This is a genomic window from Roseibium aestuarii, assembly GCF_008477545.1.
GTDB lineage: Bacteria > Pseudomonadota > Alphaproteobacteria > Rhizobiales > Stappiaceae > Roseibium > Roseibium aestuarii.
In genome coordinates this window covers 1524446-1547920 of sequence record NZ_VORA01000001.1, presented here as the reverse complement: position 1 = coordinate 1547920, position 23475 = coordinate 1524446, and the positions used below count along the sequence as shown (strand labels likewise).

Below are 23475 nucleotides of genomic sequence, written 5' to 3'. Positions count from 1 at the left end.
CGGCGGCTTACCATTTCCGCAGATGGATCCTGCGCAGCGTCCCGGCGTAGTTTCGAAGCCAGGCCCTCAGCGAGGATTGCCAGGCCGCTCGCAGCAGATTGTAGCCGGAATAGTTCGGTGCCGGAAACCCGAGGCTGCGCAGGGCCAGGAGCCGGGCCAGCACATGACGCTTCCGGTTGGCCTGTGAGGGCTGCATGGTCTCGATTTCGGTGAGATCGACCTGTCCGCTCTCCAGGTAGCCGGCCGAGCGGGCGGCCGTGACCAGGTCTTCGCCGGCGCGGCTGCGGGTGACCACGAGGCTGCGGCCCTGCTGTTCCTCAAAGAGCGGATAGCCCTTCTCGTCCGCGTGCCAGGCATCCGCACAGACCACGTCCGCCGATCCACCTGTCCCATCGGGGCAGATCTTGCAGCGGAATTGCACGTGACGGCTGAGGATATTGCCCCAGGAGGCCGCGTAGCTCATGCCGACGGAGCGCCCGTCCTTCAGCACGGCTGTCGCCTCGCCGGGCCAGCCCTCGCCACGGTAGCGGAAGCGGGCCACGTCGTCCTGCTCCACGCCAAGGGTGGAGAGCACCTCCTCCCCTCCCTTGAGGCTCGGCACACCCGCGCAGAAGAAGGAGAGCATCGCCGGAATCTTGTCCGCAACCCGAGGATCCTCGCGCCCCAGAGCGCGCGCCGCGGCGATGTCGCAGGGTTTGCCGACAAGCGCGAAGGTGCCCGGAGCCCCCAGCTCCTGAAGGAGCGTTGCCAGCGGCGCGGAGGGAGCGTAGCGCGAACCGGCGCGCTGAAGGATTTCCGCCCGATCATGGCTCACGCCAAGACGGTTCTGCAGAGGAAAGGCATCATCGGCACCGATATGCACGATGCGATCCACCTTGCCGCTTTCAATGAGATAGGCAAGCATCGCCGACAGCGCCCCGCCGGAGGAGGCCCTGTGCCGAAGCGCCTCGTCGGTTGAGGCACCGCTCGAGACAGAAACAATCGGCCCCCAGAGCACATGATCCTCGCCGTCCCCTTTCGGCTGCGCAAGGGTCAGACCCGGGCAGGTTCGGGCAATCCTTGCATCCACCTCAGCCGGCACGGGCTGCGTCTGCACGGGGCGCAGATAACCATCCGTGCTGACCTGCATTTCGACTGCGTCAGGCGCAAGCGAAGCGCAGAGGCCGCAGCCTGCACAGAGATTGCCCCGCGCCACCCGCTTGAGGCTTGCTGCCGGCATGACTGGCGTCACGCTCATCGACGGGCCTCCAGCAGCGTCTTCAGCACGGCCTCATAGGCACCGAGCTTGCGATAACCTTCCGCCAGCGCGATCTGCAGGTCCGCCGTCAGCCGGTCCCGCTCCTCGTAGCTCCTCATGACGGTCGCCAGGATTTCATCAGCCGGCTGGCTGCGGCAATCGACCAGATGGTCATAGCCAATGGTACCGAAGAGGCCTGCGAACTTGCGACTGTAGGCCATGGGCAGCACCGGAACGCCGGAGGAGAAGGCGGCGATGCAGGCGTGCATGCGCGCGCCCATGAAGAAATCGAGGCCGGAAATATAGCTCTTGGCCGCAGACGGGCTCTCGAACCGCGGCGCAAGGACGGCGCCGGGAAACTCCTGTGCCAGGGCTTCACAGACACGGTAGTCGTCTTCGACCACATGGTTGCGGGAGTTCACGTGACCGACCAGGTGCAACTCGCATTCTTCGCGGGAGGCGAAGTAGCGACAGATGTCGCGCACGAGAGCCGCGTAATCCGCGACCAGGTCAAACTGGTTCTTCTGGGTATAACCGCCGTTGAAGAGGAGGCCGGAGACATTGAGGCCGACCCGAACCTTGCCGTCCGCGATCGGTGCCGCCGGCTCATAGGGCAGCTTCAGCGCCACGTCGCAGGCTTCGATCAGCTTGTGCCCGAGGCCAAGGGACTTGAGATAGTCGCTGGACAGAACATCGCGGGTCACCACCTTGTGGGCGCCCCGCATGACGGTTGCGGCCAGAGCCCGGGTCCAGCGACGCTGGAAGGGGCCGATGGTCTGCGGGCTGAGCAGGAGCGGCCGCCGGGCGGCGAAGACCGTCAGCTTGGAGAGGATGTTGTAGAGGAAACGCTGGACGCCATAGATATCGGCGAAGCTGTCGCCAGCCGAGATATCGAGAACGATATCGCATCCGCGCAGGGCAGAATAAAGCCCGGAGGGCTTGAGGAAGTCCTTTGCCGAGAGCGCAACAACCTCGACATTTGCACCGGTGACGTAAGCAGGCTGAGGATCGCTCCAACCAAGAATGCGGTATCGCAAGGTGACGCCGACGTCGCGAGCCACCTGGTCCAAAATGGCGATGTGGCCGGCAGTCAGGGCGCCGACGCCGAGATTATCGGAATTCACGGAATGCCAGAGAAGGCCGATGGTAAGTGTCTTCATGAAAATACCCGAAACCAAAACCGTTCAACATATGCCGGGAGACCTGAAATCCCCCGATGAGACAGCCGATAATCGCCGAACCGCCCCTCGAATTTCGTCCCATGCGCCATCGTCCCCTCAGATGACAAAATCCGCATGACGATGAGCCCCTTAGAGGCAACCAGCTACCGCCCCTTCCCCTTCGACGTTCTCAAGTAGGACAGAAGATCGCGAACCTCGGGCGTTTTCCAGATCAACACCCCTGTCAGAACTAGCATGAGAACATGAAGAAAGCCGAAATTGAACAGGTGTTCCCGCGAGGACGGGGCAAGAAGATTGACTGCGACCACGCTTGAAAGAACAAGGACCATCAGTCCAAGCGACGGAAGAAGCGCCGACACGCGCACCAAGAACACCCTGTTCAACAGATAGAGCGAGGCGAGCGACGCCGCCAGCTCGCCAAGGATGCCGACGAGGACCAGTCCCTCAATGCCGCCACCCGACTGGACCACGAACCAGACCACCGGCACGAACAGCGCCCGCACGATATTTGCCTGCATGGGATTGCGCGTCCGGGCCCGGGAAATGGCGACGATGGAGGTCCCGGTCCTCGCTAGCCGCAAACCGTGCATCAGCCCGAGCCAGCCGATGAAGCCAAGTGCAACCTCGTATTTGATGCCATAGAGGACCGCGATCAGCAGTGGACCGAAGGCCGCGTAGCCGACAACGAACCCGGCAGCCGCAACGAGCGACAGGCGCAAGACGCCTTCCGCCATCTCTCGACCCTTCTCAGAGCCTGCCGACGTTGCGGAAAGACGCGGCAGCAGGATGGACTGAAGCGTTGTGGCAGTAACCTGAGCAGGCGTCATCGTGACGGCCAAAGCGGCACTGAACCAGCCGAGGTCCTCCAGGCTTTCAAGACTTCCCAGAATGACTCGGTCACCGTGAAAGATGCAGAAGATCAGCAGGCCATTGATCATCAACGGCCAGCCAAAAGACTGTACACGTCCCAGGATCTGGCGGTCCCACGCCCAGGCATAACGGCGTTCGGCCACCACCTGGGAGAGGCCAAGATAGGCGACCTGCTGCAGGAGAATGGAGTAGAGCATTGCCCGGAAGTCGCCAAGGATCAGACCAAAAGCCACCGCAGAAGCCACGGCAACCAGCTGCGACCCGAGATCGACCGCGATGAAGCGCGAGAAGCGGTAATCTTTCTGAAAGCGGTAGATATCGAAGTTCAACGCTCCGCGCAGGACCGGAACAATGGCGAAGAGCTGATAGGCCCAGACGAGATGCGGGACCTCGAAGAGGCTGGCGATCGGCCCAGCCGCCGCGAACAGGATCAGTCCGGTGACAAGGCCACGCAAGAACTGGACCGCCTGCAATGTCGCTTGAAAGCTCGGCTCCCGCCCCTCGGCATCCTGCAGCATGAGCTTGTTGAGGCCCAGATCGGTCGACATTTCGAGAAGGAAGAGCGTGATCGCGAAGGTGCTCGCGATACCGAAGTCCTCGACGCTTATCAGCCTGGCAATCAGGATGTTCCGCGCCAGTCCAAGCACGGAAACCGCAGCGTTATTCGCTCCGATCGAGGCAATGCTCTTCAACATGAGGAAATCCGAAAATCTTCAAACGGAAAGGTGTTTAGGATTTAGTAACGAGGGCAAATATGCGAAGGTCGCTACGCTATCACCCACTGTTTGATCAAGTCATTTTTCTGATTGAATTTCCCAGGCAGGACGAAAGAGGTTCTCCACGCTATGTCGCGCATTCCGCTTTGTACACTGGCATTCTGTTTTCATGGTGAAGCTCCGGAGACGGAGAAGGCGCGGTTGATTTCCAACGGTGTCGACGCGATCGCAGCGCTGGGAGCAGAGCAGATCTATCGCATCGATGTGGCCGATGACGCGATCCTGCTCACCAATTACCCACGATCAAACATTGCCTCAGGTGATTGTCAGGAACGCACATCTTGGGTTCTGCTGCACAATCATCTCGCGCTTTCCACTGACGGCCGGGCCCTCGGCGCCAATGATCTGGTGAAGGGGCTATCGTCTTACGGTGTGGCGTTCCTGGATGACTTCGAGCCGCCGTTTCTCGCCTTTGCCGCCAAGGACGGCGAGATCGTCGCCTGCCCGGACCGGTTGGGCCTCGCTCATCTTTTCGCGCATGCCCACGCGCACGGCGCCGTGCTGTGCACCCAATCGAGCGTTCTCTCGCGGGTGTTTTCGCTCCCCTATGACCCTGCCGGACTTCTGACATTCATGACTGCAGGCCATCGGATCGGTAATCGATCAACGATCTCAGGCGTCACCATGGTGAGACAAGGGTTCCGGGCCAGGCTTCGCGGGGGCGAGATTGTGGAAGAGCCCCTCTCCATCCCATACATCGATCTGCCGGACGACCCCGTCGAAGCCGGATGCGAAGCCATTCGCCGGAGCGTTGCCCGTTGCCTTGACGCAGCTCCGTCTGCGGGCATGGAATTGAGCGGGGGGCTGGACTCCCGCATGATCCTCGCCGCCATTCCCCAGGCCTCTCGCGTCGGAATGCTGGCGCACACGATTGGTTACGCCCCCTCCCCTGACATCACGACCGCCGGGCAAATTGCATCGCTCTTCGATATGGATCATGACGTGCTCGATCTGTCATCATTCGGATTGGAGCAACCTGACCAGATCTGGGCTCGCGCCTCGCGCGTGGCCTTGAGGGACGATTTCACGAGCAACATTCATGATCGCCTGACCATCGATTGCGTGGACGATCATCTCCTCGGCGCCACCAGGCTTGGAGGCGTGAACGGAGAATATGCGCGCGGCTTTTACTACCCCGCCCTTCCAATTGACAAACCTGTTTCGGAAGATGCCATCGACAGGCTGATCAGCTGGCGGCTCATGACCAATGACGCAGCCCCGAAATCGCTTTTTGCGGACGATCTCGGCTCTCGGATCGGTGCTACCCTGCGCGAAAGCGTGAAGGAGGCGCTCGCGACAGGTGACGAGCCCTTCGGTCAGGCACTCGACACTTTCTATCTCAACCAGCGCATGCGCCAGTGGGCTGGAAACAGTCTGACCCGGGCCATGAGCAATCGCATGATCCTCGCCCCCTTCTTCCACCGCGAGTATCTTGCCTGGGCCAAGGGCCTTCCGGTGGCGGCGAAACGAGATTCGAAGCTGTTTTGCGATGTCCTGACGCGTCTCGACGGTCAACTCGGTCACCTTCCCCTCGACACCGGGCTCATTCCCGCGCATCGCTCTTCTTCAGGCGTCAGCGCAAGGCTCTCGGATTGGCGGCACAAGGCAGGGAAGCTCAGCACCAAACTTCGGCAACGCTTCGCAGGTGCTCGCAAGCTCAATCTCGGTGGAGAGAGCTTTCAGTCCAAACTGGCCAAACGGGAAATCCTCGAACGGATCAACTGGGATCAGCTTGCCCAGACAGGCGTCCTCGATCCCGCATTCCTCGATCAGATGCGCCAATCCAAGGTTCCGGCAGGGCGCACGACACTCGGCTATCTCTTACCGATGCATTTCCATTTGGGCTACTTGACCCCGACCCCAGGCTCTGCGCGAGCAGTCACACTTCAGGCAAGTCGAGAGGAAATCACGCAATGACGACCAAAGATCTCGACATGATTACTCCAAAGTTAAATGTGCCACTTGAATTTTTACGAAAATTAGCTGCAGCACTAGCTACCCTGTTTGTTTTCGCGCTCATCTTCGTGACAGCCTGCACATCGAGCGCAGACGCCAATACTTTATTTACCCAAATTGACAATGGCAAAAACAACAATCAAATTAAACCGTGGATATTTGAGAATTATAAGGATTATCTGCCGAGGATCGAGGTGAATACGAGCACCCGACCCTTGAGTGAGAATGCGTTTAAAATTTGCGTAAATGCCCGATGCCTGACGCAAGAGGCGAGCAAGACGCGAATGCTAGATCACTCTCAGCACGAACCGACATCGGAGCTGAAAATGGCAGACAATTTCGCAGCGACCTCCGGCAACGAGGCAAACGTCATTCACGTTTCTACGGCAGCTGAACTGGCCGTGGCCCTCGAGGTTGCGACGGGTGGGGAGACCATCCTTCTCGACGGCGGCAACTACGGAGAGTTCACCTTCTCCGATCTGAACTTTGCCTCAGAGGTGACAATCAAGTCCGCGGACGCCGAGAACCCGGCGACCTTCAATATCATCACGATGCGTGACGCCTCGAACCTGCATTTCGACGGTATCAATGTGGACTTCATCCCCGATGAAGAGACCTATGCCTTCAGTTCTGCGGTCAAGATCACGGATTGCGCAGATATAACCTTCTCGAACTCCACCTTTACGGGCGGCCCGGCGGTCAATGGCGTTCCGCCGGAGACCGAAGCTGGTGGTCTGGATGAGACGGGCAATGTCCTGGGTCTTTACACCGGCCGCGCTTTCACCATCAGCCAGTGCACCGGCATCACGATCGAGACCAGCGATATTTCTGCCTTCAAGAACGGCATTGTCGTCGGGCAGACGGACGGTTTCGAGCTGCTGAACACGGAAATTCACGATCTTCGCTCGTCTCCGCTGCGTGGAGCGGAAGTGGACAATGTGACCGTTGACGGCAACCATTTCTACGACTTCCATCCCTGGCAGCTCGGCGGCGCCGGCGACCACGGTGATTTCGTCCACTTCTGGTCCCGCCCCTCCACTCAGACTGAGGCAAGCCAGAACATCACGATCACCAACAACTTCTTTGAACAGGGTGACGGCCAATCCCTGCTCGGGATCTATCTCGACGACAACCACAACGGCTTGGGCTTCGAGAATGTCACGATCTCGAACAACGTGATTTACAATGGTGACCGTCAGGGTATCCGCATCGAGAACGGTGACGGCGTTGTCATCGAAAACAACACCCTGCTTCAGAGCAGCGGCGATGCTCAGGACGGCCCGACCATCGTGCTGCGCGATGACACCAAGAACGTGGTGATCAAGGACAATATCCTGTCCTATGAAATGGCGTTCGATGACGAAACCAACGTCAATCTCGACACGATAACGGTGACCAACAATCTCTTCGTGCAGGGAACCGACGCCACCGCTGACAATTACGTGGGTCATCTCTTCGTCAATCCCTTCGCAGGTTTCGACGCGGAACTGATCGACCTGCAGGCCCTGCCTGACAGCCTCGTCGCCAAGATGGGTGTGGGGGCGGCCCTGACCGTCTATGGCTCCACCACCATGGACGGGATCTCCGGCTACGTGGTCGATGAAACCGGCAAGGGCCTCGACAGCCTGACGCATGGGTTCTCGGTGTCGGAAATCCTCGATGAGGGCAATCCTGTCGACCTTACCGGCGCGACCATCTCCTGGGACTTCGGCGATGGTCGCCAGGCGTCTGGTGACAGCGTTTCCCACAAATTCGCGGATGCCGGCGATTACAAGGTGGTGGGTACCATCACGCTCGCCGACGGAGAGGTCATCACCGTGACCAAGACCGTGACGGTGGAGTCGCCAATCACCATGCTGCTCGACTTCGACCAGCTCGAAACGGCAGCGTCGGCGTCAATGATGGCTGCCGCAAGCACTGGTGCGACCTACGAGGATCATGACGACGGCCAGGCCATTCGCCTGAACGGCACCACCGTGAAGTACGCGACAACCTCCGAATTCTTCAACAACGAGGCCTACACGCTTCTCGTCGACTACAAGAAGGATGAAGGCAACGAGACCTCGAGCGGGCGTATCCTCAACTTCTCGAAGAGCTTCGTCGTCAATGTCGAAGGCAGCGGTCTTGCTGTCTCCGTGGTAACTGACCAGGGATCCGCATGGATCCGCACTGGAGACATCGGTCTCGACGACGCCGAGTGGCACAACATTGCCCTGACCTTCTCCGGAGAAACCGGCGCTGCAATCCTCTACGTCGATGGGACCGAGGTTGGTCGCATCGAGGGATGGGTTGGGGCGACTCAGGTCGGCCTGTCCGGTCAGTCGATCTATCTCGGCAATCCCTGGGGAGAAAGCTTCTCCGGCCTGATCGACAATCTGGCCTTCATCAAGGGTGCCTTCACGGCTGAGCAGATCGCCAGCGCCAGCGAGACCCTCGCTACGCTCACAGCCGCTGCAGAGGACGTCATCACCGATGGCGGGTCCAATAATGGGGGCGATGGTGCGGGTTCGGGCGATGGCACCGGATCCGGTGGCGACACCGAGACCCCGGTCGAAGTGCCCAACGTCATCAAGGGCAGTCTCGACAGCGAGCACCTCTATGGCACCGACGGCAATGATGAGATCTACGGACTCGGCGGCCAGGACCGCATCTACGGTGGTGACGGAGCGGACACCATCTACCTGGGCGACGGCAACTATAGCGTGGCCGAAGGCGGCAACGGTGCCGACGTGATCTATGGCGGTAACGGCAGCGAGTCGCTTTTCGGGAACGATGGCAACGACATCCTCTATGCCGGTGAAGGCACCGACAAGCTCTTTGGTGGCGCGGGCAATGACATGCTCGTCGGCGGCGGCAACGGTCGGGACTATCTCTATGGCGAAGACGGGGACGATCTCCTGATCGCCGGCGATGTCGACTACAGCGCACTCTACGGGGACGCCGGCAACGATACCCTGATCGGCGGGACTGGGCAGGACAAGCTCTATGGTGGCGACGGCAATGACGTCCTCATCGGCGGGGCTGGCCGGGACAACATGACTGGCGGTGCCGGAATCGATCAGTTCGTCTTCGAGGAAGGCTCGGGGCGTGACGTGATCCAGGACTTCAACGTGGCAGAGGACAAGATCGTCCTGAAGTCCCTGGGCTTCGCCACCGCGGCCGATGCCCTGGCCTGCCTGTTCACCGTCCATGACGAGCTCTACGTCAATCTGGATGGCCCGGACGCTGCCTTCTCCTGGTCGACCACTGACTGCGTCAAGCTGGTCGGCGTCAACCTCGAGGACATGACGGCGGACAACTTCTCCCTGGTCGCCTGAGACCTGATCGAGAAACCTGACTGCAAGGGGCCCGGATCTTCCGATCCGGGCCCCTTCTTCGTTTGCGCAGCGCATTCCCGAACGGCATCAGTCGGTTATGAATTGAATTCGCCACAACTTGCGATGACTTCCTTCAGTCCCCGCTTGCAACTCCCGTTTGCGCTTTCTTAAGGCCTTCAAACGCAAGGTCATTTCAGAGACTTGAAGAAACAACGGGATAGAACTTCGGTAAATTTACCCATTGTTACTTCTGCAAAGAGAATCCCGCGACCGAGCGAACTGCAAGAAGATTGGAACCCCCTGGCGATGCGCAATCCAGAGACCTGGCGCGATATCCGCAAACACTTCCAGGAAGAGAACCGGCGTCTTGGCGGAACGACCGGCGGTGATGCCCCGGGCCGTGCAGATGAGACCGCATCCAGGACGCAGCAGGCGCGGAGCGAGAAAACGTCTCTGCCCGCACCCTATCTGGGCGGGACGCCGACCTCCACGCACCCCAACAGTTGGAAGATCTTCCGCAAGGCCACCGGCGAGATCCGGCGCTTCATCGTCGCAGTTGCCTTCTTCAGCTTCGTGATCAACGTGTTGGTGATGGTCAGCCCCATTTTCACCATGCAGGTCTATGACCGGGTCCTCTCCTCGGGAAGCCTTGCGACCCTCTTCTATCTGGCGCTTGCGGCAACGGCCCTCATGGCGGTGAGTGCCATGCTGGAGGGGGTGCGATCGCGCATCCTGGTCCGGCTGGGCGGCCGCTTCGACGATCTGCTCAGCGGCGAACTCTTCACCGCCCTCGTGCGTCAGTCGTCCCGCGGAACCAAATCCAGCTCGCTTTCGGATCTGGACACATTGCGCGGCTTTCTCACCGGATCGGGCCTGTTCTTCTTCTTCGACGCCCCCTGGACGCCCCTGTTCCTCGGGGTGATGCTGATGCTGCATCCCCTGCTCTTCGGCATTGCGCTGGCAGGCGCAGGAATTCTCTTCACCCTCGCGCTGATCAGCGAGGGCATCACCCGCAAGCCTCTGACGGAATCCGCCGGCCACTTCAACCTGGCCAAGCAATTCGCCGGTGAGGTGACCTCGAAGGTGGACACGGTCGAGGCGATGGGCATGTCGGACCGGCTGCGTGAGCGCTGGCAGACTCACTATCAGGCGGGTCTCGCCCATCAGGCTCGCGCGAGCGACCACGCGGGTGTTCTGACGGCCATCAGCAAGTTCGTGCGCCCCGCCCTGCAAATCGCCCTTCTGGGGTCCGGGGCCTATCTCGCCCTGAACCAGCAGATCTCGGCCGGCGCGATGATCGCCTCCTCCATCATCATGGGACGTGCCCTTGCACCTGTCGAAGGCGCCATCAGCAACTGGCGGTCCTTCATCATGGCGCGCGCTGCCTACAGCCGCATCCGCAAGGTGATGAAGGAAGGCGAACACGAGCAACCCAAGCTTCGGCTTCCCCGTCCGGCGGGCGACGTGTCCGTGGAGCGGCTGGAAGGCGCGCCTCCAGGCTGCAAGACCCCCGTCATCAAGGGCATTTCCTTCGCGATTTCCCAGGGTGAGGCTCTGGGCGTGGTCGGTCCGAGCGCCTCTGGCAAGTCCACGCTGGCCCGGCTGCTCGTGGGTGTCTGGCCCACCTCCAAGGGCGCTGCCCGGATCGATGGCTCCGACGTCTGCGACTGGGACCGGGCGGAACTTGGACCCCACGTGGGATATCTCTCTCAGGCGGTGGAGCTCTTTGACGGCACGATTGCCCAGAACATCGCCCGCTTCGGCGACGAGGATCCGGAAGCCATCATCGAGGCCGCCCGCGAGGCAGGCGTGCACGACATGATCCTGCACCTGCCCAACGGCTACAACACGGTGGTCGGTCCGAGCGGGTCGGTGCTCTCCGGCGGTCAGCGCCAGCGCATCGGCCTTGCCCGCGCGCTCTATGGCGGCCCCGCCGTGGTGGTTCTGGACGAGCCCTATTCCAACCTGGACGACCAGGGTGAGCGGGCGCTGAAACAGGCACTGTCGAACCTCAAGGCCCGCGGGACGACGGTGGTCATCATCGCCCACCGCCCGTCGATCCTGCACAATGTCGACAAGGTTCTGGTGCTGCGCGACGGGCTGATCGACCAGTTCGGCCCGGCGGAAGTCGTGCTGGCAAATCTCTATCGCGCCGCGCAGCGCGCCGCAGCAGGTCCCGCTCAGGGACCGGAAACCCCGGCGCAGAAACAGGCCACCGGCCCGGCCGACCCGCGTCTGCTGGCTTCTTCGAACTCGTCAAGGACTGCCTGACATGAGCAAGACCGACACCCGGCTCCTGTACAAGCCGCCTACCAACCCGCGGCCGGCCATCGTCTTCGGCATGGCGCTGATCGTTCTCGGCCTGGGCAGCTTCAGCGCCTGGAGCGCCTTTGCCAAGCTATCAAGCGCGGTGGTGAGCAGCGGCACCCTCAAGGTCGCCACCAACCGGAAGATCGTCCAGGCGGCCGAAGGCGGTACCATCCGGGTCATTCTGGTGGAGAACGGCCAGAAGGTCACGGCTGGCGATGTGCTGCTGCGTCTCGACGACACCAAGGCCCGCGCGTCCCTCGACGTGATCCAGAGCCGCTACGATCTGGAGCAGGCCACGGTTGCGCGCCTGCGGGCCGAAATCGAGGATGCGGAGGAAATTTCCTTCTCCGACGATCTTCTCTTCCGCCGCGCCGATGGCAGCGTCGCCCAGATCCTGGAGAGCCAGCAAAGGCTCTTCACCGCGCGGCGCAATGCGCTGGACGGTCAGGTCAAGGTGATGCGCGAGAAGATCCGTCAGCTCACCGGCAAGATCGACGGTCTGATGTCCCAGTCCAAGGCTGTCAACGACCGGGCCAAGCTCAGCCGCGAAGAACATGAGATCCTGAACCAGCTGCTCGACCGCAATCTGGTCAGCAAGTCCCGGGTTCTGGAGTTGCAGCGTGCCATGGCCGCACTCGAGGGCGAGAAGGGAGATCTGGAGGCCCAGATTGCCGCCGCAGAAGCCGAGATCGCCCAGACCAACCTGCAGGTCCTGCAGGTGACGATGGATTTCGAGGAAGAGGTCAACGACGAGCTGGGCAAGCACGAGGCAGCCATGTACGAGCTGGCGCAGCAGCTGCTTGATGCCCGCCATTCGCTCGAGCAACTGGTGGTTCGGGCCACCGAAAGCGGCACCGTCGTGGACCTGACCGTCCACACCATCGGTGGCGTGGTGGAACCGAGTGCCACCCTGCTCGAGATCGTGCCGAACAAGGATGACCTGATCATCGAGACCCGCATCCGTCCCGAGGACGTGGATCAGGTCTTCGCCGGCCTTGCGACTGATATCGTCTTTTCCGGACTGTCCAAGCGCGAAACCCCGCGCCTGAGCGGCAGTGTCGCCTATGTGTCTGCCGATGCCCTGACGGATCCGCGCAGCGGTGCGGCCTATTTCTCCGTCCATGTGGCCCTGCCCAAGGACGAGATTGCCAAGATCGGCGACCATGACCTGGTGCCTGGCATGCCTGCGGAAGTCTACATCAAGACCTCGGAACAGACGCCCTTTGCCTATCTGACCCAGCCCCTGCGCCAGAGCCTGAGGCACGCCTGGCGCGAGAGCTGATCACCCGGCAAACCCCTAACCCTGCCCCCGGAAGTCGTAACCCAATCGGCGTCCGGGGGTCTTTTCATTCGCGCGCATGCGCCCGCCTCCAGTCCCTCCTGTGTCCCGCCACGCGCCGTTAACCCTCGGCCTTAACGCTGAGGCAGAAAAGACCGCGCCCCCACTGTCGCAGACAGCGACCCTCCGTTGCCTTGCGGAGGCATTTGCCGTAAGCCATTAGGGTGTTTTGACGATCTGATTTTTACCCTGCGGCTCGCGCCGCTCCCGTTTCAAACAGGCCTTGCAGTGATCCTTTCCAGACAGAGCATTGCGGATGTCGTCCTTGTCCAGCCGAAGGCTTTCGGTGACAACCGCGGCAGCTTTTCCGAAGTCTATCGCGCCTCGACCTTCGCCGACGCCGGGCTTCCGACCGTCTTTCCTCAGGAAAACATCTCCCATTCCGTGCCGGAGGGCACCCTGCGCGGCCTGCACTACCAGTCCCCGCCCCATGCCCAGGGCAAGCTGGTCCGCTGCCTGCGCGGCGCGATCCTGGACGTGGCGGTGGACATTCGCCGCGGCTCGCCCACCTTCGGGCAGCATGTGGCAGCCGAACTGACGCCGGAGAACGGACACTGGCTCTGGGTGCCGGCGGGCTTTGCCCATGGATTCTGCACCCTCGTCCCCGACACGACCGTTCTCTACAAGGTCACCGACTATTACGCGCCCGAGTGCGACCGTGGCATCGCCTTCGATGACCCGGATCTCGCCATCGACTGGCCCTTTGCTGCCGACCGTCTCGTGCTGTCGCCGAAGGACCAGACCCAGCCGCGCCTGGCCCAGATCGAGAGCCCCTTCACCCTGGAAACCGCGGGAGCGAACTGACATGCGGATCATCGTGACCGGCGGTGCCGGCTTCATCGGTTCGGCGCTGGTGCGCCATCTGGTGCGCGACGTGGGGGCCGAGGTTCTGACCCTCGACAAGCTGACCTATGCGGGCAACCGGGACTCCCTGCGGTCTGTCGACAACCTGCCGAACCACCGCTTCGTGCAGGCCGACATCTGCGACCGGAGCGCGGTGCGCGAGGTCTTCGACAGTTTCCGTCCGGACCGGATCTATCACCTGGCGGCCGAAAGCCATGTGGACCGCTCCATCACCGGCGCGGGCGACTTCGTCCAGACCAATGTGGTGGGCACCTTCACCCTGCTTGATGCGGCGCGGACCTACTGGAACGGGCTGGACGTTGCGGGCCGCGAGCGCTTCCGCTTCCTGCATGTCTCCACCGACGAGGTCTACGGGTCGCTGGGTGAGACCGGACTTTTCAGCGAGACGACTGCCTACGACCCGTCCTCGCCTTATTCCGCGTCCAAGGCGGCATCGGACCATCTGGCGATCGCCTGGCAGCGCACCTATGGCCTGCCGGTGGTGGTCTCCAACTGCTCGAACAATTACGGGCCCTACCATTTCCCGGAAAAGCTGATCCCGCTGATCATCCTCAACGCGCTGCATGGCAAGCCCCTGCCCGTCTATGGCGACGGCAGCAACATCCGCGACTGGCTCTATGTGGAAGACCATGCGCGTGCCCTGCATCTGATCGCCGACAAGGGCCGTCTCGGGGAGAAATACAATGTCGGCGGACGCAATGAGGTGCGCAACATCGATGTGGTGCGCCGCATCTGTGCCCTGCTCGACCAGATGCGCCCGAAGGGCGCGCCCCATGACCGGCTGATCACCTTCGTGCGCGACCGGCCCGGCCACGACCAGCGCTATGCCATCGACGCAACCAAGCTGGAAACCGAGCTGGGGTGGAAGGCGCAGGAGACGTTCGACACCGGCATCGCCAAGACCGTGACCTGGTATCTGGAGAACGAGGACTGGTGGCGCCCGCTGCAGACCCGTTATGACGGCCAGCGCCTTGGCGTCCTGAACGAAACGCCGAAAGAGGTTGCCCGATGAGCGTGCGCCTTGCGGTCACCGGCACGCAGGGTCAGGTGGCGCGTGCCCTGATGGAGATCGGGCCCGAGCTCGGACTGACCATCCTGCCGCTTGGACGCCCCGACATCGACCTGACCCGGCCGGACGGGATCCTTCCCGCCCTGCGTGCCCTGGCGCCGGACGCTGTCGTGTCCGCCGCCGCTTTCACCGAGGTAGACCGGGCCGAGGACGAGCCGGAGCTTGCCCACGCGATCAACGCGGCAGGGGCCGGCGCCGTGGCTGAGGCCGCGAAGGCGCTTGGCGTGCCGGTGGTTCACCTGTCGACCGACTATGTCTTTGCCGGAGACAAGATGTCTCCTTACATAGAGAGCGATCCGACCGGCCCCACCGGTGTCTATGGCGAGAGCAAGCTTGCCGGCGAGGCGCTGGTGCGCGCCGCCAATCCGAACCATGTGATCGCCCGCACCGCTTGGGTCTATTCGCCCTTCGGCAAGAATTTCGTCAAGACGATGCTTCGGGTTGCCGCCGACCGGCCAGTCCTGCGGGTGGTCGACGACCAGCGCGGCAACCCGACCAGCGCCCATGACATTGCGCGAGGGCTGATCGATCTGGCGCACCTGCTGCGGGAGCGGCCCGACGACGAGACCCTTCGCGGCACCGTTCATCTGGTCGCCCGGGGCGAGGCCAGCTGGGCCGACTTCGCCGAGGAGATCTTCCGGCTTTCCGCAGAGCTCAACGGTCCCCATGCACAGGTGGAACGGATCCCGTCCACCGCCTATCCGACCCGCGCCCTGCGTCCGGCCAATTCCCGGCTCGACACAAGCCGGCTGGAAACGGTCCACGGGATCGTCCTGCCGGAGTGGCGCCTTTCGCTGGAGCCGGTCATCCGCCGGATTCTGAACGAGACGCAAGGCTGAAACCTCCATCTGGCCACCCGTTCGGGCCGCCCAACCAACACGCCGACCCCAAGGAGCATTTCGACATGAAAGGCATCATTCTCGCAGGCGGCAGCGGCACCCGCCTCTATCCGATCACCATGGCTGTGTCCAAGCAGCTCATGCCGATCTACGACAAGCCGATGATCTATTATCCGCTGTCGACCCTGCTTCTGGCCGGCATCCGGGAGGTTCTGATCATCACCACGCCGCAGGATGCGGAGAACTTCAAGCGCCTGCTGGGCGATGGCAGCCAGTGGGGCATCTCCATTTCCTACGCCGCACAGCCGGAGCCCAAGGGGCTGGCTCAGGCCTATACGATCGGAGCGGATTTTGTCGACGGCAAGCCGTCCTGTCTGGTGCTCGGGGACAACATCTTCTACGGCCACGGGCTGACCGACCAGCTGCAACGCAGCGCGACCCTGACCAGCGGCGCCACGGTCTTTGCCTATCGGGTGGCCGATCCGGAGCGTTACGGGGTGGTGGAGTTCGACGAGAACATGCGGGCGATCTCCATCGAGGAGAAGCCCGAACGGCCGAAGTCCCACTATGCGGTGACCGGGCTCTATTTCTACGACGCCAGCGTGGTGGAGATTGCCGCCAACCTGAAGCCGTCGGCCCGCGGCGAACTGGAAATCACCGACGTGAACAAGGCCTATCTGGAACGCGGCGACCTGACCGTGGAACTGATGGGCCGTGGCTTTGCCTGGCTCGACACCGGCACGCCCGACAGCCTGCTGGAGGCAGCCGAGTTTGTCGGCACGCTGGAGCGGCGCCAGGGCGTCAAGATCTGCTGCCCGGAGGAAATCGCCTGGCGCAGCGGCTTCATCGACACGCAAACCCTGCTCGCCTCGCCAAATGCCCAGGGCAAGGGCCCCTATTCGGTCTATCTGCGCAGCATCGCTGAGGGCGGGCTCTGACGAGCCCGACCCTTTCGCGAGACAGATCTCAGCCTGCGCCTTAGGCGGCGTCCGAGAGCAGATGGCAAGCAGCCTGACGACCGGGCGCCACCTCCCGCAATTCCGGCTTCACCGCCTTGCAGATTTCGGTCGCCTGCGGGCAGCGCGGATGGAAATGACAGCCGGACGGCGGATTGAGCGGTGACGGCACTTCCCCCTTGATCGGGTGGAACGTGCGCTTGCCGGCGCGCAGGTCCGGCGCCTCGGCCAGAAGAGCCTCCGCATAGGGGTGCAAGGGCTTCGCAAAGAGCTCCGAGGTGGGGGCCAGCTCCACCACCCGGCCGAGATACATGATCGCCACCCGGTCGGAAATGTGGCGCACCACCGACAGATCGTGACTGATGAACATGTAGGTCAGATCCAGCTCTTCCCGCAGATCCATGAAGAGATTGATGATCTGCGCCTGGATCGAGACATCGAGGGCGGCGATGGATTCATCGCACACGAGAAACTCCGGGTTCACCGCGAGCGCCCGGGCGATGCCGATCCGCTGACGCTGCCCGCCAGAGAACTGGTGCGGGAAGCGGTCTCGCAGGCTCGGATCCAGTCCAACCCGATTGAGCATCTCGACCGTGTAGTCGTCCCGCTCGCGCCGGGAAATCAGCCCGTGGGCGACCGGTGCCTCGCTCACCGCCTGCACGATCCGCTTGCGCGGATTGAGCGAGGAGAACGGGTCCTGGAAGATCATCTGCACCGCGAGCACATAAGCCTTGCGCTCGCGCGACGTCATCTGGGACAGGGCCTTGCCCTTCCAGACGATGTCGCCGGAGGTCGCCTCGTGAATGCCGGCGACCGTGCGCCCGAGGGTGGACTTGCCGCAGCCGGATTCTCCGACCACGCCCAGAACCTCGCCCCGGTTCAGGGACAGGGACACGTCGTCGGTCGCCTGGACGCGGATCTCTCGGTTGTTCGCCCCCACAAGATTGGCCAGCTTCTCAGCCCCGTCGAGCGGGGTTCGGAAGACCTTGGAGACATTGCGGATATCGAGAAGGGCAGTCATGACGGCAGCTCCGCGGAAAGGGGTCCGGTCGGCAGCGGTTCCGCCGCGCTCAAGGGGTGATGGCAGCGCACTGCACGCGGGTGGCGGTTGTCGCCGATGGCGGCCTCTTCGGTGGCACCATGGCCGGGCACCAGATCCGGCACCAGATCTGGCACCTGGGCGCAGACCGGGGTTCGGGCGAAGCAACGTTCGCTGAACGGGCATTCGGCGCCGAGCCTGAGGAGCGACGGGGTCATGCCCGGGATCTGGAACAGGCGCTTGCCGGTCATGTGTTCGCCCGGCACCGAGCGGATGAGGCCGCTGGTGTAGGGATGGCGCGGGGCGGCGACCACCTCGGCGGCAGCACCGGTTTCCACCACGCGCCCCGCATACATGACCGCGATCGTGTCGGCGAGGCCGGCCACGACGGAGAGATCGTGGGTGATCCAGATCATCGCCGTCCCACTGTCGCGGCACAGCTTCTGCGCCTCGGCCAGGATCTGCGACTGGATGGTCACGTCGAGGGCGGTCGTCGGTTCATCCGCCACGATGAAATCGGGCCGGTTGAGGAAGGCAATCGCGATGGCGACCCGCTGGCGCATGCCGCCGGAGAGCTCGTGCGGATAGCATTTCAGCCGTTCTTCCGGCGAGGGAATCCCGACCTGGGCGAGACCATCGCGGGCCCGGGTCCAGGCCTCCTTGCGACTCACCTTCTCGTGGGCCTGGATCGCCTCGATCATCTGGGTCTCGATGCGCAGGACCGGATTCAGGGTCATCATCGGATCCTGGAAGATCATGGCCATGCGGCCGCCGCGCAGGCGGCGGAGCTCCGGATCGGGCAGTCCGACGAGTTCGCGGTCAAGCAGGCGGATGGAGCCACCGACGATGCGGCCGGGCTCGTCCACAAGGCCGAGGATCGAGAAGCCGGTGATGGACTTGCCGGAGCCGGATTCCCCCACGAGGCCGAGGATCTCGCCCCGATTGACAGAGAGCGACACGCCGTTGACCGCCTTCACCACGCCACCGCGGGTGAAGAAATGGGTCTGGAGATTGTCGATGGACAGAACGGTCTCGGTCATTTCGCCAGCCTCGGGTTCAGAACATCGCGCAGCTGGTCGCCGACGAGATTGATGCAGAAGACGGTGACCAGAAGGGCCAGACCGGGGAAGAAGGAGATCCAGTACTTGCCCGAGAGGATGTACTCGAAGCCGTTGGAGATCAGGATCCCGAGGGAGGGTTCAGTCTGGGGCAAGCCGATGCCGAGGAAGGACAGGGTCGCCTCCAGCGCAATGGCATGAGCCGTCTGGATGGTCACGACGACGATCAGGGGCGACAGACAGTTGGGCATGATCTGGCCGAAGAGGATGCGTGCCGGCGACAGGCCGAGATTGCGCGCCGCCTCCACATATTCCTTGCGCCGCTCGGCCAGGGCGCTGCCACGCACCGTGCGGGCGTAATAAGCCCACTGCACCGCCACCAGGGCGATGATGATCTTGTCGACACCCTTTCCTAGGGCGGCCACCAGCATGAGCGCGATCAGGATCGCCGGGAAGGACAGCTGGAGATCGACCAGACGCATAATCAGAGTCTCGATCCGGCCGCCCGCATAGGCCGCCGTCAGACCGATCACGGTGCCGATCACCATGGCGATCAGCCCGGAGAAGACACCGACCGCAAGGGAGATCCGCAGGCCGTAAAGCATGGCGGAATAGAGGTCGCGCCCTGCCCCGTCGGAGCCGAGCCAGAAGGTATAGCCGGCAAAGGCCTCCTCCCCCGGTTCCATGCGGGCATCCATGATGTCGACCTGGGCGAGGTCATAGGGGTTCTGCGGCGTGATCCAGGGAGCCAGGGCCGCAAGCGAGATGATGACCACGAGAATGGCGAGGGCCACCACCGCCACGGGGCTTTCGAGGAACTGGCTGACGAAGACGCCGAGGCTGGTGTCCTTGAAGCGGGGCTTCTGGGAGGAAGGAAGGGACGCGCTCACGACTTGGCTCCGGTCAGGCTTACCCGCGGATCGAGGGCGGAATAGATCACGTCGACGATCAGGTTGATCAGGACGAAGAGGAAGACAACGATCATCAGGTAGGCGACGATCACCGGCCGGTCGAGCTGGAGAACGGAATCGATCAGAAGCTTGCCCATGCCCGGCCAGGCGTAGATGGATTCCGTCACCACCGAGAAGGCGATCAGCGAGCCGAATTCCAGGCCCAGCACGGTCACCACCGGAATCATGATGTTCTTGAGCAGATGGACGCGGACGATGCGCCCGAAGCTCAGGCCCTTGGCGCGGGCGAACTTGATGTAGTCCTGCTGCATCACCTCGCGCGCGCCGGCACGGGTCAGGCGGATGATCATGGACATCTTCAGCAGCGCAAGGTTGCTGGCCGGAAGGATTATGTGGCGCAGGCCATCGAGGGTGAAGAGCGAGCTCTCGATCCCGAGGAAGGAGCCCACATCCCCGCGCCCGGTGGAGGGCAGCCACTGGAGCTGAACGGAGAAGAACATGATCAGCATGATGCCAACCCAGAAGGTGGGCAGGGAGAAGCCGAAGATCGAAGCGGCCATGATGGCCCGCGCGCTCCGCGTGTCCGGCCGGATGCCGGCGTAGACGCCGAGCGGAATGCCGAAGACGAGGGCAATGACCAGCGCGCTGACCGCCAGCTCCAGGGTCGCGGGAAAGCGCTGGAGAATGAGCTGCACGGCAGGCTGACCGAAGATGAAGGACGTGCCCAGATCCCCCTGGATCGCTCCCTTGAGGAACAGTCCGTATTGCTCGATCACGGGACGGTCGAGACCGAACTGGCGGATCACCCGTTCGATTTCCGCCTGATCGGCGTCGGGGCTGACGAGCATGTGAACCGGATCGCCAACCACGTTGACCCCGAAGAACACGATGGTGGCCATGAGCAGCACGACAATTGCGCTCTGGCCTGTGCGGCGAATGAGAAAGGCGAGCATGGGATCCGTTTGCACCGAGCCCTCCCGGCGGGAACCGGAAGGGCAGCTGTTAAGCCTTGGAAAAGGACCCGGGCCGCAAGGTCCGGGTCCCGATGAGGCAGGCCTCAGTTCTTCGAGACGCCCATGGCGATGGTGTATTCATCCGTGCGCGGCTCATAGGCGAGCCCCTTGCGGGTGGCCCAGGTGTTCACCTGGAAGTGCAGCGGGATGATCGCGACGTTCTCGATGGACTTCTCGGTGGCTTCGACCAGAAGCGCGCGGCGCTTGTCGTCGTCCACGGTGGCGAGAGCCTTTTCGATCAGGGCATCGACTTCCGGGTCCGAATGACGGCCACGGTTGGAAGAGCCGAAGCCGCCAGCCTTGTCATAGGTGTGCACCAGGGACTTCAGCGGAGAAGACGCTTCACCGGAGCCGGCACCCCAGCCGGCCAGGATCAGGGAGAACTCCGGGAGACCTTCGGCACCCGAGGACGCACGGGTGAAGAAGACGGAGCGCGGCATGGTTTCCACGTGCATCTTCAGACCGATGCGGGTGAGCATCTGGCCAACCGCCTCGGCGATCTTGGCGTCGTTGAGATAGCGGTCGTTCGGGCCGTGGATGGTCAGCTCGAACCCGTCCGGATAGCCAGCTTCCGCCAGAAGGGCCTTGGCACCCTTTGCATCATAATCCAGCGGCTGCAGCTTTTCGGACACGCCAAAGAAGCCCTTGGGCAGAAGCTGGCCGGCAGGAAGCGCCACGCCTTCCATCACGCGGTCGACGATGCCCGGACGGTTGATGGCCATGGAGAGGGCCTTGCGCACGCGCACATCGAGCAGCGGGTTCTTGATGTCGGACCCGTCGACGCCCTTCACGAAGGGCGAGTTCTCGCGGAACTGGTCCAGGTGCAGGTAGATCACCCGGTTGGAGCTGCCCTGCCAGAGGCTGACCTGATCGGCGGCCTTGGTCTTGAGCGTCTCCACGTCGCTGGTCGGCACATCGTTGATGATGTCCACGTCACCCGAGAGAAGGGCTGCCACGCGGGCCGGATCGGACGGGATCGGCTTGAAGGTCAGGTTGTCCCAGCCCGGTGCGCCACCCCAGTAGTCGGCATTGGCGGCCATCTCGATCTTGTCGCCCGGCACGAAGGCCTTGAACTTGAACGGACCGGTGCCGATGGCGGCCTTGCCGGAGTTGAAGTCGGCGGTGGTGGAGGTGTCCTTGATGCTGTCGGAGATGATCGCGATCTGGGAGATCTCGTTGGGCACCAGCGGATACGGGCCTTCGGTCTTCACGTGGATCGTGTAGTCGTCCACCTTCACGATAGTCTTGCCGCTCGTGTAGGTCGACATGCTGGACGGCGAGTTCGGCACGTTCGGCGCACGCTCGAAGCTGAAGACCACGTCATCGGCGTTGAAGTCGGTACCGTCGTGGAATTTCACGCCCTCGCGCAGCTTCACTTCCCAGGTCGTGTCATCAATCGGCTTCCAGGACACGGCAAGCGCCGGATAGAGACCCTGAACTTCGTCCTGCCCGATGAGCGGGTCGAAGATGTGGCGGGTCAGCGAGTGGTTCGGCGTCAGGTTGTGATAATGCGGGTCGATCGCGGTCGGCTCGGAGGAAAGGCCGATCGTCAGATCATCGGCCCAGGCAGCCGACGACAGCAGGCCCATTGCAATCGAAGTTGCGGCCAGAATTCTCTTCATTCGTAGTCCCCATGTCTGGAAGCTTATTTTTTAGGCGAGCATCATTTTTGCCGAGTATCCTAGCAATCCAATTTCGTATGAAAAGCCAATAGTCTATGCGTTTAAGTCATAGACTTAGAACCGAAGCCGCTCTTTGCAGGCCGGTGGAAAAACGCAAGGATCGCGCATCGTGAGAAAAGCATGGCATTCCATTCGAGAATATGAGGTCCTGCGGGCCATGATCCTGTCCGGGACAACCATCTCGGCAGCGCGTCAGCTCGGGATCTCCCAGTCTGCGGTCAGCCGGGCGCTCGCAAGCCTGGAAGCCCGGCTGCAGACGACGCTCTTCGTGCGCAACGGTGGCCGCCTGACCCCGACGGCGGAAGCGGTTCGCCTCAACGATAATCTCGACACCCTGTTTCAGGCGCTGGATGGAATCGAGGGCAAGGACCGCGGCGCGCCGGAACAGCTGGTGCTGCGCATCGGCGCCCCGCCGACCATGGCGCACCGGTTTCTTCATTCCCGCGTCATCGCCTTCATGCGGGCACAGCCGCAATACCGCATCCTCTTCGAGATCTGCGACAGCGACACGCTGCTGCTGCGCATCGCGGAAGAGCGGCTCGACATCGGTGTCTCAGACCTGCTGTCGCGGCATGCGGGCGTGCGCATCACCCCGTTCCGCCGCTCGCACATGGTCTGCGCCATTGCCGAGGACAGCCCCTTGCGGGACGTGGAGGTGATCACGCCGGAGCATTTCCACGATCTGCCGATCATCACGCCGATCAAGCGTCATTCCCTGCGCGGCAACATCGACCGCATGTTCGCCCGCGCCGGCGTGTCCCCGAAGATTGCTGCGGAAGCCGCCACCATCGTTTCCATTCTGGAGCTGGTGAAGGCCAATCTCGGCGCCGCCTTCATCAATCCCTTCCCCATCGCCCTGTCCGCGCCGGAGGGCATTCTCTTCCGGCCGATCAATCAGGAGATGGAATATCGCACCTCCTTCCTCACCCCCATCGGCGCGGCCATGAGCGCGGGCACCCGCTCCTTCATGCGCTATGTGCGCAGCGGGGTGAAAGCTGACCAGTGGTCGGAGCCGATCCCCTGATCCATTCCCTCTCTCCCTTTCCTCCCCCTCGCCG

General features: G+C 62.6%; 17 protein-coding genes. 9 read left to right on the top strand and 8 right to left on the bottom strand.

From position 1 onward, the window contains the following. Window positions 1-7: 7 nt before the first annotated feature. The 3 genes from FR728_RS06580 to FR728_RS06570 form a co-directional block, all read right to left on the bottom strand. Complete coding sequence (locus FR728_RS06580; RefSeq protein WP_149891784.1) at window positions 8-1237, bottom strand: Coenzyme F420 hydrogenase/dehydrogenase, beta subunit C-terminal domain; 1230 nt, start codon at window positions 1235-1237, stop codon at window positions 8-10. Then, complete coding sequence (locus FR728_RS06575; RefSeq protein ID WP_149891783.1) at window positions 1234-2397, bottom strand: polysaccharide pyruvyl transferase family protein; 1164 nt, start codon at window positions 2395-2397, stop codon at window positions 1234-1236. Before FR728_RS06575 ends, FR728_RS06580 begins: the two co-directional genes overlap by 4 nt. A gap of 164 nt (window positions 2398-2561) precedes the next feature. After that, a complete protein-coding gene (locus FR728_RS06570) occupies window positions 2562-3983 on the bottom strand; it encodes an oligosaccharide flippase family protein (RefSeq protein ID WP_149891782.1) in 1422 nt (473 codons plus the stop codon). 150 nt (window positions 3984-4133) lie between these two features. Between FR728_RS06570 and FR728_RS06565 the strand changes: the two genes are divergently transcribed. The 8 genes from FR728_RS06565 to rfbA all read left to right on the top strand — a co-directional run bounded on the left by FR728_RS06565 (window position 4134) and on the right by rfbA (window position 16696). Beyond that, window positions 4134-5981: an asparagine synthase-related protein gene (locus tag FR728_RS06565; RefSeq protein ID WP_149891781.1), complete on the top strand. Its 1848-nt coding sequence runs from the start codon at window positions 4134-4136 to the stop codon at window positions 5979-5981. A 365-nt stretch (window positions 5982-6346) separates the two neighbouring features. Beyond that, window positions 6347-9337: a right-handed parallel beta-helix repeat-containing protein gene (locus tag FR728_RS06560; RefSeq protein ID WP_188318807.1), complete on the top strand. Its 2991-nt coding sequence runs from the start codon at window positions 6347-6349 to the stop codon at window positions 9335-9337. Between the two features lie 306 nt (window positions 9338-9643). Continuing rightward, the gene (locus tag FR728_RS06555) at window positions 9644-11608 is read left to right on the top strand and encodes a type I secretion system permease/ATPase (protein ID WP_149891779.1); all 1965 of its coding nucleotides are present in this window, start codon (window positions 9644-9646) and stop codon (window positions 11606-11608) included. Window position 11609: 1 nt separating this feature from the next. Next, the gene (locus FR728_RS06550; protein WP_149891778.1) at window positions 11610-12929 is read left to right on the top strand and encodes an HlyD family type I secretion periplasmic adaptor subunit; all 1320 of its coding nucleotides are present in this window, start codon (window positions 11610-11612) and stop codon (window positions 12927-12929) included. A gap of 285 nt (window positions 12930-13214) precedes the next feature. After that, window positions 13215-13790: a dTDP-4-dehydrorhamnose 3,5-epimerase gene (gene rfbC, locus FR728_RS06545; RefSeq protein ID WP_149891777.1), complete on the top strand. Its 576-nt coding sequence runs from the start codon at window positions 13215-13217 to the stop codon at window positions 13788-13790. Window position 13791: 1 nt separating this feature from the next. After that, entirely contained in the window at window positions 13792-14862 is a 1071-nt protein-coding gene (rfbB, locus tag FR728_RS06540) for a dTDP-glucose 4,6-dehydratase (protein ID WP_149891776.1), read from the top strand. A 2-nt stretch (window positions 14863-14864) separates the two neighbouring features. Then, the gene (rfbD, locus tag FR728_RS06535) at window positions 14865-15758 is read left to right on the top strand and encodes a dTDP-4-dehydrorhamnose reductase (RefSeq protein WP_149892249.1); all 894 of its coding nucleotides are present in this window, start codon (window positions 14865-14867) and stop codon (window positions 15756-15758) included. Between the two features lie 65 nt (window positions 15759-15823). Next, the gene (rfbA, locus tag FR728_RS06530; RefSeq protein ID WP_149891775.1) at window positions 15824-16696 is read left to right on the top strand and encodes a glucose-1-phosphate thymidylyltransferase RfbA; all 873 of its coding nucleotides are present in this window, start codon (window positions 15824-15826) and stop codon (window positions 16694-16696) included. A 40-nt stretch (window positions 16697-16736) separates the two neighbouring features. On the opposite strand, the gene FR728_RS06525 is transcribed toward rfbA, so the two are convergent. The 5 genes from FR728_RS06525 to FR728_RS06505 all read right to left on the bottom strand — a co-directional run bounded on the left by FR728_RS06525 (window position 16737) and on the right by FR728_RS06505 (window position 22357). Next, window positions 16737-17735 carry an ABC transporter ATP-binding protein gene (locus FR728_RS06525; protein WP_149891774.1) on the bottom strand — a complete coding sequence of 333 codons (999 nt, stop codon included), beginning with the start codon at window positions 17733-17735 and terminating at the stop codon, window positions 16737-16739. Further along, window positions 17732-18793 carry an ABC transporter ATP-binding protein gene (locus tag FR728_RS06520; RefSeq protein ID WP_149891773.1) on the bottom strand — a complete coding sequence of 354 codons (1062 nt, stop codon included), beginning with the start codon at window positions 18791-18793 and terminating at the stop codon, window positions 17732-17734. The genes FR728_RS06525 and FR728_RS06520 overlap by 4 nt, the downstream gene beginning before the upstream one ends. Further along, window positions 18790-19701 (bottom strand): ABC transporter permease, encoded by a 912-nt coding sequence (locus FR728_RS06515; RefSeq protein ID WP_149891772.1) that lies wholly within the window; start codon window positions 19699-19701, stop codon window positions 18790-18792. Before FR728_RS06515 ends, FR728_RS06520 begins: the two co-directional genes overlap by 4 nt. After that, window positions 19698-20675 (bottom strand): ABC transporter permease, encoded by a 978-nt coding sequence (locus FR728_RS06510; protein ID WP_149892248.1) that lies wholly within the window; start codon window positions 20673-20675, stop codon window positions 19698-19700. The genes FR728_RS06515 and FR728_RS06510 overlap by 4 nt, the downstream gene beginning before the upstream one ends. 104 nt (window positions 20676-20779) lie before the next feature. Next, window positions 20780-22357, bottom strand: a complete 1578-nt coding sequence (locus FR728_RS06505; protein ID WP_149891771.1) for an ABC transporter substrate-binding protein — start codon at window positions 22355-22357, stop codon at window positions 20780-20782. 169 nt (window positions 22358-22526) lie between these two features. Here FR728_RS06505 and FR728_RS06500 point away from each other — a divergent pair, with 169 nt between their 5' ends. Next, window positions 22527-23441, top strand: coding sequence for a LysR substrate-binding domain-containing protein (locus tag FR728_RS06500; protein WP_149891770.1), 915 nt, complete (start codon window positions 22527-22529; stop codon window positions 23439-23441). The last annotated feature ends 34 nt before the right edge of the window (window positions 23442-23475 follow it).

What these genes read in the sequence shown, in the direction of transcription:
- FR728_RS06580 (WP_149891784.1), bottom strand. Translation starts at nt 1,237, where the DNA reads ATGAGCGTGACGCCAGTCATGCCGGCAGCAAGCCTCAAGCGGGTGGCG.
- FR728_RS06575 (WP_149891783.1), bottom strand. Translation starts at nt 2,397, where the DNA reads ATGAAGACACTTACCATCGGCCTTCTCTGGCATTCCGTGAATTCCGAT.
- FR728_RS06570 (WP_149891782.1), bottom strand. Translation starts at nt 3,983, where the DNA reads ATGTTGAAGAGCATTGCCTCGATCGGAGCGAATAACGCTGCGGTTTCC.
- FR728_RS06565 (WP_149891781.1), top strand. Translation starts at nt 4,134, where the DNA reads ATGTCGCGCATTCCGCTTTGTACACTGGCATTCTGTTTTCATGGTGAA.
- FR728_RS06560 (WP_188318807.1), top strand. Translation starts at nt 6,347, where the DNA reads ATGGCAGACAATTTCGCAGCGACCTCCGGCAACGAGGCAAACGTCATT.
- FR728_RS06555 (WP_149891779.1), top strand. Translation starts at nt 9,644, where the DNA reads ATGCGCAATCCAGAGACCTGGCGCGATATCCGCAAACACTTCCAGGAA.
- FR728_RS06550 (WP_149891778.1), top strand. Translation starts at nt 11,610, where the DNA reads ATGAGCAAGACCGACACCCGGCTCCTGTACAAGCCGCCTACCAACCCG.
- rfbB (WP_149891776.1), top strand. Translation starts at nt 13,792, where the DNA reads ATGCGGATCATCGTGACCGGCGGTGCCGGCTTCATCGGTTCGGCGCTG.
- rfbA (WP_149891775.1), top strand. Translation starts at nt 15,824, where the DNA reads ATGAAAGGCATCATTCTCGCAGGCGGCAGCGGCACCCGCCTCTATCCG.
- FR728_RS06525 (WP_149891774.1), bottom strand. Translation starts at nt 17,735, where the DNA reads ATGACTGCCCTTCTCGATATCCGCAATGTCTCCAAGGTCTTCCGAACC.
- FR728_RS06520 (WP_149891773.1), bottom strand. Translation starts at nt 18,793, where the DNA reads ATGACCGAGACCGTTCTGTCCATCGACAATCTCCAGACCCATTTCTTC.
- FR728_RS06510 (WP_149892248.1), bottom strand. Translation starts at nt 20,675, where the DNA reads ATGCTCGCCTTTCTCATTCGCCGCACAGGCCAGAGCGCAATTGTCGTG.
- FR728_RS06505 (WP_149891771.1), bottom strand. Translation starts at nt 22,357, where the DNA reads ATGAAGAGAATTCTGGCCGCAACTTCGATTGCAATGGGCCTGCTGTCG.